The sequence below is a fragment of the Phaeobacter sp. NW0010-22 genome, from assembly GCF_040365955.1.
Taxonomy (GTDB): Bacteria; Pseudomonadota; Alphaproteobacteria; order Rhodobacterales; family Rhodobacteraceae; genus OMPR01.
This window is the reverse complement of sequence record NZ_BAABWT010000001.1, coordinates 391,932-404,211: the sequence shown is the minus strand read 5'-3', so window position 1 is coordinate 404,211 and position 12,280 is coordinate 391,932. Positions and strand designations below refer to the sequence as shown.

The 12,280-nt window shown below is 59.3% G+C and carries 10 protein-coding genes; 2 read left to right on the top strand and 8 right to left on the bottom strand.

Annotated elements, in window-relative coordinates:
- From murC to ftsW, 3 genes are read right to left on the bottom strand one after another with little or no spacing between them, the layout of a single operon-like run.
- The gene (gene murC, locus ABWV33_RS01760) at positions 1-1,398 is read right to left on the bottom strand and encodes a UDP-N-acetylmuramate--L-alanine ligase (protein ID WP_353328871.1); all 1,398 of its coding nucleotides are present in this window, start codon (positions 1,396-1,398) and stop codon (positions 1-3) included.
- On the bottom strand, positions 1,395-2,492 hold the full coding sequence (gene murG / locus ABWV33_RS01755) for an undecaprenyldiphospho-muramoylpentapeptide beta-N-acetylglucosaminyltransferase (RefSeq protein WP_353328869.1): 1,098 nt from the start codon (positions 2,490-2,492) through the stop codon (positions 1,395-1,397). The genes murC and murG overlap by 4 nt, the downstream gene beginning before the upstream one ends.
- Before the next feature lie 14 nt (positions 2,493-2,506).
- Positions 2,507-3,670: a putative lipid II flippase FtsW gene (ftsW, locus tag ABWV33_RS01750; RefSeq protein ID WP_113825027.1), complete on the bottom strand. Its 1,164-nt coding sequence runs from the start codon at positions 3,668-3,670 to the stop codon at positions 2,507-2,509.
- Positions 3,671-3,801: 131 nt separating this feature from the next.
- Here ftsW and ABWV33_RS01745 point away from each other — a divergent pair, with 131 nt between their 5' ends.
- Entirely contained in the window at positions 3,802-4,992 is a 1,191-nt protein-coding gene (locus ABWV33_RS01745; RefSeq protein ID WP_353328867.1) for a BaiN/RdsA family NAD(P)/FAD-dependent oxidoreductase, read from the top strand.
- A 4-nt stretch (positions 4,993-4,996) separates the two neighbouring features.
- Here ABWV33_RS01745 and ABWV33_RS01740 read toward each other — a convergent pair whose 3' ends face one another.
- Complete coding sequence (locus ABWV33_RS01740) at positions 4,997-5,824, bottom strand: trypsin-like serine peptidase (RefSeq protein WP_353328865.1); 828 nt, start codon at positions 5,822-5,824, stop codon at positions 4,997-4,999.
- A gap of 193 nt (positions 5,825-6,017) precedes the next feature.
- Between ABWV33_RS01740 and ABWV33_RS01735 the strand changes: the two genes are divergently transcribed.
- Positions 6,018-6,800 carry a 3-methyl-2-oxobutanoate hydroxymethyltransferase gene (locus ABWV33_RS01735; RefSeq protein WP_353328863.1) on the top strand — a complete coding sequence of 261 codons (783 nt, stop codon included), beginning with the start codon at positions 6,018-6,020 and terminating at the stop codon, positions 6,798-6,800.
- A gap of 17 nt (positions 6,801-6,817) precedes the next feature.
- Here the strand turns inward: ABWV33_RS01735 and murD are convergent, their stop codons facing one another.
- The 4 genes from murD to ABWV33_RS01715 are packed head-to-tail and all read right to left on the bottom strand — an operon-like array spanning position 6,818 to position 12,267.
- A complete protein-coding gene (gene murD, locus ABWV33_RS01730; RefSeq protein ID WP_353328861.1) occupies positions 6,818-8,218 on the bottom strand; it encodes a UDP-N-acetylmuramoyl-L-alanine--D-glutamate ligase in 1,401 nt (466 codons plus the stop codon).
- Positions 8,219-8,264: 46 nt separating this feature from the next.
- Positions 8,265-9,347 carry a phospho-N-acetylmuramoyl-pentapeptide-transferase gene (mraY, locus tag ABWV33_RS01725; RefSeq protein WP_353328859.1) on the bottom strand — a complete coding sequence of 361 codons (1,083 nt, stop codon included), beginning with the start codon at positions 9,345-9,347 and terminating at the stop codon, positions 8,265-8,267.
- 38 nt (positions 9,348-9,385) lie between these two features.
- A complete protein-coding gene (locus ABWV33_RS01720; RefSeq protein WP_353328857.1) occupies positions 9,386-10,789 on the bottom strand; it encodes a UDP-N-acetylmuramoyl-tripeptide--D-alanyl-D-alanine ligase in 1,404 nt (467 codons plus the stop codon).
- Positions 10,786-12,267, bottom strand: a complete 1,482-nt coding sequence (locus ABWV33_RS01715; protein ID WP_353328855.1) for a UDP-N-acetylmuramoyl-L-alanyl-D-glutamate--2,6-diaminopimelate ligase — start codon at positions 12,265-12,267, stop codon at positions 10,786-10,788. The genes ABWV33_RS01720 and ABWV33_RS01715 overlap by 4 nt, the downstream gene beginning before the upstream one ends.
- Positions 12,268-12,280: the final 13 nt, after the last annotated feature.

Here is a 12,280-nt window from a genome sequence, read left to right as displayed (position 1 = left end):
TTAGTCCTTTAGACGTGCAGGCAGGGCATTGGCCCAAGCGCTGATGGTACCGGCGCCGAGGCAGACAACCATATCGCCCGGTTGCGCCTGTTCGCGCACCAGTTTTTCAAGGTCATCCTCGGTCATCAGCGCGCTGGCCTGACGGTGGCCGTGGCGGATCAAACCGGCGACCAGAGCATCGCGGTCCGCCCCTTCGATGTGATCTTCGCCTGCGGCGAATACCTCGGCGATGGCGACCACATCTGCCTCGTTAAAACAGGCACAGAAATCTTCGAACAGGTTGGACAGGCGCGAATAGCGGTGCGGCTGGTGCACAGCAATGACGCGCCCTTCGGTGGCTTGACGCGCGGCTTTGAGCACAGCGGCGATTTCAACCGGGTGATGGCCGTAGTCATCAATGATGGTGACACCGTTGATTTCACCGACTTTGGTAAAGCGGCGGTTGACGCCGCCAAAGTTGGCCAGAGCTTCGCGGATTTCATCGGCCTTCATGCCGAGATGACGGGCCACGGCCACCGCTGACAGAGCGTTCGAGACGTTGTGATCGCCGGGCATCGGCAGGGTGCAACCTTCGATCACGAGATCTTCGTGATGCAGGTGAATGTCGAAATGCGCGACGCCCTTTTTATAGGTCAGGTTCACGGCCCGAACGTCGGCCTGTGCATTGAACCCATAGGTGCGCACGCGACGGTCCGAAATCCGCCCGACCAGAGCCTGCACTTCGGCGTGGTCCGTACAGCAAACAGCCAAACCGTAGAACGGCAGGTTCGACACGAATTCATAGAACCCTTCGCGCAGTTTGTCGAAATCGCCCCAGTGTTCCATGTGTTCGGGATCGATGTTGGTGACGATGGCAATGGTGGCAGGCAAGCGGTTGAACGAGCCGTCGGATTCATCGGCCTCGACCACCATCCATTCGCCCTGCCCCATGCGGGCATTCGAGCCATAGGCGTGAATGATGCCGCCGTTGATCACGGTCGGGTCAAAGCCCCCCGCAACCATCAGTTCAGCCATCATCGTGGTTGTGGTGGTTTTGCCATGCGTTCCCGCAATCGCAATGTTGGATTTCAGGCGCATCAGCTCGGCGAGCATATCGGCCCGGCGCACCACTGGCAGGCCTTGCGTGCGGGCTCCGTCCAATTCTGGGTTGCCCGGTTTGATTGCGGTTGAAACCACAACAACAGCCGCCCCGTCCAGATTTTCAGCCGATTGACCAACAAAGATCCGTGCGCCGTGTTCGGCCAGACGGTCAGTGATTTTCGAGGCCTTGAGGTCCGAGCCCTGCACCTGATAGCCGAGGTTCAGCAACACTTCGGCGATGCCCGACATACCAATGCCGCCAATGCCGACAAAATGGATCGCGCCAACATCGGTGGGCAGTTTGGTTGCAGGGGTCATGCGGTTTCCTCTTCGGCCAGATCTTCGACGAGTGAGACCAAACGCGCCGTCGCATCCGGGACGCCGACGCTTAGAGCAGCGTTGGACATCTGCAAAGCAGCGTTTGGGTTGGTTAGAACTGCGGTGATTTGCTCTGCCAGTGTTTTGGAGTCAAGGGCGCGTTCGGGGATCATAATTGCGGCGTTGGCTTCGACCAAACCACGGGCGTTGGCGGTTTGGTGATCCCCTGTTGCAGCGGCGTAAGGGATCAAAACAGAGGGCCGACCGATGATGGAGATGTCTGCCACACTAGAGGCCCCTGCCCGGCTGATCACCAGCTGAGCCTCGGACATGCGGCGGGGCACGTCCTGAAAGAAGGGTTTCACATCTGCGCTGATGCCGTGATCGGCGTAAAAGGCCGTGACGCGTTCGTGGTCTTCTTCACGGGCTTGATGGGCCACGCGCACATATTGGCGCAGATCAGCCGGGAGGTTTGCAATCGCTTCGGGCACAACATCGCTGAGGATGCGGGCCCCTTGGCTGCCGCCCATCACCAGAATGGACATGGGGTAGTCACCGGGGGTGATATACCCGGCACCTGCGCGTTCCAACACTGCGGCGCGCACTGGATTGCCGACATATCCTGCCTCGACCCCATCAGGAACGTCTGTGGGCCACGTACCACAGGCCACACCCGCGACGCGTTTGGCGAAAAGTTTGTTAACCTTGCCCAGCACACCGTTTTGTTCGTGGATCATACGGGGCAGTTTCATCAGCGTGGCCGCGCCCAGTGCAGGGATCGATGGGTATCCGCCAAAGCCGACAACCACATCTGGTTTATCGCGAAAGAACTGCCATGCCATACCAACGACACCTGCCAAAATGCGCGGTGCAACCATGGCTTTGGCCAAGATCCCGCCCCGCGCGAAGGTCGCGCTGGAGACTTGGACGATTTCGGTCGTGTGGGGAAACCCGCCGGTGTAGCGCGCTCCACGCGCGTCCGTAGACAAGCGCACCCGCCAGCCTTTTTTCAACATTGCTTCGGCCAGCGCCTGCGCCGGGAACATGTGTCCGCCGGTGCCGCCTGCCGCAATCAACAGATATTTCTGCTTCATCGTTCCTGCCTAGATTATCCGCGTCCGCGGAGGAAATCGCCCAATTCGCCCTGGGGTCGTGTTCGCGTAAACGCCAACAGCATTCCAAGTCCAATTCCGCCCGCAATCAGCGACGAGCCGCCATAGCTGACAAAGGGCAAGGTCATGCCTTTGGCAGGCAGCAACCGCACCGCGACACCCATGTTGATCATCGCCTGAACCCCGAACATGCAGGCCAGACCCGTTCCGGCCAACCGAATGAACGGATCGCGTTCGCGCATCAGCCGCAACAGCGAACGCACAACAACCAAAGCGTAGAGCAGGATAATGATCAGCACCAGAACGAGGCCGTATTCTTCGGCTGCGACGGCCACGATGAAATCGGTGTGCGCATCCGGAAGCGACCATTTCACCTGCCCCTCGCCGACGCCAACGCCGAACAAACCGCCTTCGCGGATCGCGTTGGTGGCATAGCCAAGCTGTGTGGTGGGATCGACATCAGGGTTCAGGAACCCATCAATACGGCGCGCAAAATGTTCGGAGCTGGAATAGGCGACCATGCCGCCCATCACCACCACGCCAGCCATGGCAACCAGCAACAGCATCGGGGCTCCGGCGACAAAGTACATCACGCCCCAGCCAAACAGAACAAGGCTGGCCTGACCAAAATCGGGCTGCATCACCAGCATCGCCACAATCGCCATGCACAGCGCAAAGGACCACAATTTACCCGGCGGGCCGTTGATTTCCTGGCTCGAGGCAAACAGCCAAGCCGCGACAACCACAAAGCCGGGTTTCAGAAATTCAGAGGGTTGGAGCGAGGCAAATCCAAGCGAATACCACCGCACAGCCCCTTTGCCGAAATCAGTCCCCAAGACGGGCAGCAGCGCCAGCGCAATAAACGAGACCAAAAAGCCCAGCACGGCCAGACGGCGCACCAGAACGGGCGACATCATAGAGGTAAACAGCATGGCCAACAAAGCAACGCCGCCAAAGAACGCCTGACGTTCTACATAGTGAAACGGGTCAAAGTTGTTACGTGACGCCAAGGGGGGCGATGCCGCAAGCCCCAAGAGCAACCCAATGCCAAACAGGATCAACACGCAGGACATCGTCAACTTGTCCAGAGTCCGCCACCATTTTGGAAGAACAGGTTCGCCGCCCCTATCAGGGACCACGCCATAGACCATCTCAGTCATGGGAATACCGCCACTATCTGCCTCGTAAAACGCCCCGTTATCGGGATCTGATTGCGACTCTACAGACAAAAAAGGAATCAGGCCACCCTCTTCCTCTTGCCATTGGCGGCAATCCGCGCCACGGGAGGGTCATGCAATTTGACACGATCATATTAGGTGCAGGTGCCGCAGGCATGATGTGCGCGAGCCGCTGTTCGGGACGGGTTTTGGTGCTGGACCATGCCAAGGCGCCGGGCGAGAAAATCCGTATTTCCGGTGGTGGGCGGTGCAATTTCACCAATATGTATGCAGGCGCGAGTAATTTCCTGTCCCAGAACCCGCATTTCTGTAAATCGGCCATGGCGCGTTACACGCAGTGGGACTTTGTTGAGCTGGTTGATCGCTATGGCATTGACTGGCACGAAAAGACGCTGGGCCAGTTGTTCTGCGATGGATCCGCAAAACAGATTGTTTCAATGCTGTTGTCCGAAATGGATAAAGCCGGGGCTGAGCTGTGGTTGCTGAGTTCGATGAAGGACCTGCGCAAAACCGAAGGTGGCTTTGCGCTGGAGGTTGATCGCGAGGGCAAGCGGATCTCTGTGACCTGCCGCAATCTGGTGATCGCCTCGGGGGGCAAGTCCATTCCCAAGATGGGCGCGACGGGCATTGCCTATGACATCGCGCGTCAGTTTGATTTGCCGGTGATCGACACCCGTCCGGGATTGGTGCCGTTCACCTTTTCCGAGGATCGGTTCAAACCATTGGCGGGTGTGGCCCTGCCTGCCCGCCTGTCCAATGCGCGCACGTCCTTTGATGAGGCGTTGCTGTTCACCCATCGCGGCCTGTCTGGGCCATCCGTGTTGCAGATTTCATCCTACTGGCACGAGGGTGAGACGGTTTCGGTCAATCTGATCCCAGAGATGGGTTTGTTTGAAAAACTGCGCGAACAGCGCCAGATCAGTGGGCGCAAGGATCTTGTGACGGTCTTGGCCCATCACCTGCCCGGCCGATTGGTCGACCACTTGCGGGTGGAATTCGACATCAAGGGCAAGCTGGCGGATCAATCAGACCTCAAATTGCAGGCCCTGTGTGACCAGATGAGCAGTTGGGCGCTGATCCCTTCAGGCACCGAAGGGTATCGCACTGCCGAAGTCACATTGGGTGGGATCGACACCAACGCGTTGTCGTCCAAAACAATGGAAACCAAGACCGTGCCCGGCCTGTTTGTGATTGGCGAAGCCGTGGATGTCACGGGCTGGCTTGGCGGGTTTAATTTCCAGTGGGCCTGGGCCTCTGGGCACGCAGCCGGGACAGCAATAGCGAAACAGGTGCACCCCGAGTAATCGGTTAGTCGCCGGTTTCTTCTAGGCTGAGCTCGTGTTCCAAGGCGGCAGCAAAATTGGCAAATGGGATACTAATGCTGACCACATTGGAGCCCTTTTTCTGAACCGCTGATAAAACCCCCACCAGCGCAAGCTCTGCCCCGCTGCGCATCAGGATCGGCGCCCCTGAATCGCCGGGCATAACCGTACATGTTTGATAAAACGCCCCTGCATCTTGGCCTGATGTCGGTGGTCCGCAGGATTCAGATCGCGACAACACATTTTTGCGTAGCCCTGAATATCCAACCATTTGAAATACGCTTTCGTGGGCCTCTTGTGAGGATATGATCCGCGTGGGCAAAGTTCCAACAGTGGCCCCAAGAGGGTCCTTAAGCACGAGCAAAGCCCAGTCCTGCGACGGTACGACCCGAAACGGTTGATCGCGTTGCACATGAACCGGGCTGAGCACATAGCGATCAACTGATGATACCGCCACATAGCTTCCGCGTTGAAACCCTGCAACAAACCGAATGCTGCTTGCGGGGATCCACCGTTTGCGCGCAAAATTGTACAGGCAATGTGAGGCCGTCAGTACAATCCGGTCCGACACAAGCGCCCCTGTGCAGTGCGTTTTGACCTGTTGGCTGGCAAAATTAACCCGACCTATGGCGCGCCACGGGGCCTGTGCCGCATCCAGGATTTCGCGATCGCGGATATCCTGACACCCAGCACCCAAGGTTTTGCCAACCCAACAGACCGCATCGGATCCGGCTTCGGCTTTGGCGTCCTCTGCCTGCGCACTGAGCGCCCAGAGTGCGAATATACAAAACAGAGCAATCCAACGGAGCAACATGGTAACGGTCCCTTTTCACATAAGGCCACCTTAAGCTCAGGCGGCTGAATGAGAACCCCTGCGGTCTTGGGCGTGGTCGTCCCGTTTCAAAACTTCTGAATTTCTGAGGAAGTTCACGGCAATATTCTATTTTGGTTGAGTTGAGATGTCTGACACAAGCAAGTCACAGGAACGAGCAAAACAGGATGGGTCAATGCGTGGAATGACTGTCAAAGATCTTTTGGAGGCCAAGGGCAAGCGTCAGATGGCCTATGTTCAGGTCGCCCGCGAGGAAGAGGCGGTGGCCGCAGCCGAGGCCGGCATGGATATGATCGGCACCGCGTTTATCCCCGAACGCGCCCATTTTGCCAAAGCCGCAGCGGGCGCGCATTTTCAATTTGGCCTGCCTTGGGGCAAGCACGCCAATGCCACCGAAGCCCTGCGCGATGCGATGGCTGCAATGCAGGCGGGCGCGCAATCTGTGTATTGCGGCATGAGCCCGACCCTTGTCGAAGGTTTGGCGCGCGAAGGGATTCCGGTGATTTGTCATGTGGGGCTTGTTCCGCCCAAAGCCACTTGGACAGGCGGCTATCGCGCAGTGGGCAAAACCTTGGATCAGGCGCAGATGATCTGGCAGCAAGTGCGCGATTTCGAGGCTGCCGGGGCCTTTGCCGTTGAGATGGAGGTGGTTCCGGCTAATTTGGCGTGCGAGATCACCAAGCGCACATCTCTGCTGACGGTTTCGCTGGGATCAGGTGGCGATTGCGATGTGCAATACCTGTTTTCGGCTGACCTGCTTGGTGAAAATCGGGGGCACATCCCGCGCCATGCCAAAGTGTATCGCAACTTTGCCGCCGAACGGGACCGGATGCAGGACGACCGCATCGCTGCCTATCGCGAGTACATCGCGGATGTGACCAGCGGCGCGTTCCCCGAAGCGGGACAGATCACCCAGATGGAAGACAGCGCATTGGCGGATTTCCTGAGCAAGATCTGATGGTGTGCGCGGCCCGTTTAGGCGGGCAGTCGCGCGCGCACTTCTTGCGTGAAATCCTCGCCGCGTTGTTCGAAGTTGTCGTATTGATCAAAGCTGGCGGCGGCAGGGGCCAACAGGACAGTCTCACCCTCTTGCGCCTCGGCCATGGCGCGCTCTACCGCCTGTGCCATGGTCGTGCAAACTTCGGTTTCCATATCGAGTTGGAGCGCAAAGGCTGCGGCTTCGCGGCCGATGACATAAGCCTTGGCCACGTTGTCTTTGGCGGTGTTCAACGCGCCTAGACCGCCCTCTTTTTCCAGCCCGCCGCAGATCCAGCGTATCCGTTTGAAGGCGCTGAGGGCTTTGGCAGCGGAATCCACGTTTGTGGCCTTGGAGTCATTTACGTAGGTTACGCCACCTGCTTCAGCAACGATCTGGCTGCGGTGTGGCAGGCCGGGATAGCTGTGCAGGGCGGCTTCGATCACGCGCGGGGCAAGGCCCAGCGACCGGCAGGCCGCATAGGCAGCGCAAGCGTTTTGGTGGTTGTGCGCGCCCGGCAAGCCTTTGATTGCACGCAGATCGATCGAGCCAGCCTGACGGCCCTTGCGATATTCGCTGAGGAACCCCTTGCGGGCAAACACCTGCCAGCCGGGGCCGGTCAATTTGCGGTCCACAGAAATGCGGATCACCCGGTCATCGGTTGGCCCTTCGGACATCTGCCCGGCGAGGAACATCCCCTCGGGTTCATCGACGCCAACGATGGCGCGATCTGGGCCGCCTTCGGCAAAGAGGCGACGCTTGGCGGCGAAATAGCCCCCCATGCCTGCGTGGCGATCCAAGTGATCGGGCGAGAGATTGGTGAACAACGCAATGTCGGGTGTCATCGAACGGGCCAGTTCGGTCTGGTAGCTGCTGAGTTCCAGCACCACCACCGCGCCGTCTTCGGGGGGATCGATGTCCAGCACGCCGCGCCCGATGTTACCGGCCAGTTGCGAGGCGCGGTCGACCTCGGTCAGGATATGGTGGATCAGAGCGGCGGTGGTGGATTTGCCGTTGGACCCGGTCACGGCGATAACGCGCGGCAGGGTATCAAAGTTGTCCCAGCTGCTGTCAGCGAACGAGCGAAAGAACAAGCCGATATCGTTGTCTACAGGCACCCCGGCATCCAATGCGGCCACGACCACGGGGTTGGGATGTGGGTAGAGATGCGGAATGCCCGGCGAGACGATCAGCGTAGCGATATCATCAAAGGCGCCCTGCTTGCGCAGATCTTTGCAGGTGAACCCTTCGGCCTCGGCCGTTTCGCGCGCGGCTGGGTTGTCATCCCAGCACACCGCGTGTGCGCCGCCGTCTCGCAGGCTGTGCGCGGTCGCAAGCCCGGAGCGGCCCAATCCCAATACGGCCACGTTCTGGCCTGCAAATCCTTTGACCGGAATCATTCTGTCACCTTTGGCTCAGCGTTGTCTGTGAAAATGGTAAAAGCCCTTAGCGGACTTTCAAAGTCGCAAGGCCGATCACGGCCAAGATCAGCGAAATGATCCAGAACCGAATGACGATGGTGGGTTCGGCCCAGCCTTTTTTCTCGTAATGGTGGTGGATTGGCGCCATCAGGAACACACGTTTGCCGGTACGTTTGAAATAGAGCACTTGGATGATCACCGAGAGGGCCTCGACCACGAACAGACCGCCAACGATGGCCAGTACCAGCTCGTGCTTTGTCGCGACCGCAATCGCGCCCAGAGCGCCGCCAAGCGCCAGCGACCCGGTATCGCCCATAAACACAGCCGCTGGAGGGGCGTTGTACCACAGGAAGCCAAGGCCGCCGCCAAAGAGAGCAGCGGTGAAGATCAGGATCTCGCCAGTGCCCGCAACATAGTGAACATCCAGATATTCACTAAAGTCGACGCGCCCCACAGCGTAGGCAATCACACCCAGGGTCGAGGCTGCGATCATCACAGGCATGATGGCAAGACCGTCCAACCCATCGGTCAGGTTCACGGCATTGGCAGCCCCAACAACAACGCACACCGCGAAGGGGATGTAGAAATAGCCAAGATTGATCAGGGTATCTTTGAAAATCGGCATGGCCAGTTGGTTTTGCAGCGCGTCTGGGTGGTTGGCCGAGGCCCAGATGGCGGCAATAACGGCGATCAAAATACCCAGTAAAACCCGCACCTTACCCGGTACACCCTTGGTGTTTTGTTTGGACACTTTGGCGTAATCATCGGCAAAGCCAATCGCTGCGTAGCTGAGTGTCACGAACAACACCAGCCAGACAAACGGGTTGTCCAGACGCGCCCATAGCAAGGTTGCCGTCACCAAGGCGCCAACGATCAGCAAGCCGCCCATCGTGGGTGTGCCCGCTTTGACAAAATGGCCCTCGGGGCCATCATCGCGAATGGGCTGCCCTTTGCCTTGTTTGCGGCGCAAGACATTGATCAGCGGTTGACCAAAGATAAAGCCAAACAGCAATGCCGTCAGAAATGCCCCCCCTGCGCGGAAGGTGATATACCGAAAGAGATTCCAGAAATCCCCTCCGTCCGACAGTGCGGTCAACCAATAAAGCATGTCTGCCTTTCTTACTCGTCATCTTTGGGTCGGAACGCTTAGGCGCCCGAAGCGGGCCCGCCTTGACCCATTTTACGGATCGCGTCAACGATCCGCGCCAATTGCATGCTGAGAGAGCCCTTGGCCAGCACAATGTCGCCTGCCTGTAGCAATTCGGGCACCTGTTGCGCCAGCTCCGCACTGGTTTCGGCCCAGATCCCGCGCTTGCCTGCCGGCAAAGCCGCGTGCAGCGCCTTCATCAGTGGGCCGATGCAGTGAATCACATCAACCTGTTGGACAGCTGGCAAATTTGCCACGGCGCTGTGCAGCGCGAGCGCGTCAGGGCCCAGTTCTTTCATATCCCCAACGAACGCCACACGCCGCGCGCCCGTGGCCAAGCCCAGCACATCCAAAGCCGCGGCCATCGAGGTTGGGTTTGCGTTATAGCTGTCGTCCAGCAGGTCGATGTGACCCTTGGACAGGCTGATCAATTCGCGGGCACCGCGCCCTTTGAAAGGGGTCCAGCTGCCAAGACTTTGGGCTGCTTTGGTCAAATCCGCGCCAAGAGCGGCACAACTGGCCAAGGCCCCAAGGCCATTCATGGCAAAGTGTTGCCCTGCAGATTGGATCGAGAATTCCAGAGGCATCCCATTGGCCCGTGCGGCCGCGTTGGTCGTATCGCCAACAACTTCGACATCCACCAGCGTGTAATCCTGTGCGGCGCGTCCAAATCCGATGATCTGCGCGCCCAATCGTTTGGCCGTAGTAATCAGGATGTCAGCCTGATCGATATCCGCATTCAGGACTGCGATCCCGTCTGGTTCCAACCCGTCCAGAATGGCGGCCTTTTCGCGCGCGATCCCTTCGATGGAGTCAAATGCCTCGAGGTGCGCGGCGGCGACGGTGGTGACCAGCGCCACATGCGGACGCGCCAAACGCGCCAAGGGGGCGATTTCGCCCGGATGGTTCATGCCGATTTCGATGATCGCATATTCGGTGTCACGCGGCATCCGCGCCAAGGTCAGCGGCACGCCCCAATGGTTGTTATAGCTGGCGACACTGGCGTGGGTGCGTCCCTGATCGCCCAACACCCGCAACAACATCTCTTTGGTCGAGGTTTTGCCAACGCTTCCGGTTACGGCGACAACCCGCGCCGGACAACGTGCGCGCGCGGCGCGGCCCAAGGCTTCGAGCCCGGCGAGCACATCATCGACGATCAACAAAGGTGCATCAGCGGGCACATCGTCGGGGATACGCGACACCAGCGCGGCCCCTGCCCCAGCTTTGAGCGCTTGGGCCACGAAATCATGACCGTCCCGTGCTGCTGTCAGCGCCACAAACAGGTCGCCCGGTTCAAGGGTACGTGTATCTATCGAGACGCCCGTTACGGACCAAGATCCCTGACTGCGTCCACCTGCGACGACGGTCGCATCTACGGCCTCGGCTGCGGTCCAAAGAGTCATGCGATCCCTCCATCCAAGGCGGCAACGGCGACGCTGGCTTGTTCAACGTCATCAAATGGCAGCACATCATCGCCAACGATCTGCCCGGTTTCGTGTCCTTTGCCCGCAATCAACAATGCATCACCGGGTTGGAGTGCATCAACGCCGCGCAGGATCGCCTCGGCCCGGTCGCCCACTTCGGTGGCTTCGGGTGCGCCTGCCATGACGGCGGTACGGATCAGGCTTGGGTCTTCGGAGCGGGGGTTGTCGTCGGTCACGAACACCACATCAGCGTTGTCTGCAGCGGCTTGGCCCATCAACGGACGTTTGGTTGCGTCGCGGTCCCCCCCGGCACCAACGATAGCAATCAAGCGTCCCATCACATGAGGGCGCAGCGCCTTGAGCGCAGTTGAAACAGCATCGGGCGTATGGGCGTAATCGACAAAAACGGCAGCCCCGTTTGAGCGTGTCGCGGCCAGTTGCATACGGCCACGCACGGTTTGCAGATGCGGCAGCGTTTCAAACACGCGTTCGGGGTCTTCGCCACCTGCGATCACCAGACCACAGGCCAGCAAAACGTTTTCAGCCTGAAAGCCACCGATCAGGTTCAGGCGAGTTTGATAAACCTTACCCTGCCACGAAAAGCGCAGATCCTGCCCCGTCGCGTCAAACCGTTGGTTCAGCAGGCTGAGATCCCCGACGCCCTGCCCGACGGTCAGAACCGACTGACCACGGGCAGCGGCGATGGCGCGCATTTCTGCGCCTTTGGGATCGTCAAGATTTATCACAGCGGTGCCATCCACGGGCAAAACCCGGCGGAACAAGCCAGCTTTGGCGGCAAAATAGGCCTCGAACGTGTCGTGATAATCGAGGTGGTCTTGGGTGAAGTTCGAGAACCCGGCGGCGGCAAGTTGAACCCCATCCAGACGACGTTGCTCTAACCCGTGGGACGATGCCTCCATCGCGGCGTGGGTCACGCCTTGCGCCGCAGCATCAGCTAAGCATCGGTGCAAGGTGATGGGTTCGGGGGTTGTGTGGGCCAAGGGCGCGGTCCAGGCGCCTTCGACGCCCGTGGTGCCGAGATTGACCGCATCGTGGCCCAGTTCGGTCCAGATCTGACGCACAAAGGTGGCGACAGAGGTTTTACCGTTGGTGCCAGTCACGGCGATCATGGTCTCTGGCTGTGCCCCAAACCAGAGAGCGGCGGTATAGGCCAATACCTGACGGGGATCTTGTACCACGATCAGCGCGGCATCGGAGGCGGCCAATTCGGTGGCGGCGATTTCAGCGCCTTCGCTGTCGGTCAGAATGGCAGCTGCACCCATGCGCAAAGCATACTGGATGAACTCACCACCGTGGACACGCGTGCCCGGTAGTGCAGCGAACAAAAAGCCATCGCGCACGTCGCGGCTGTCTACGGCCATCCCTGTGATTTCGGGATCGCGGCCTGCACGTGCGGTCAGGGCCAGCTGGCTAAGTTTCTGTGCCGGTGTGCCCATGACGCCCCTGCCT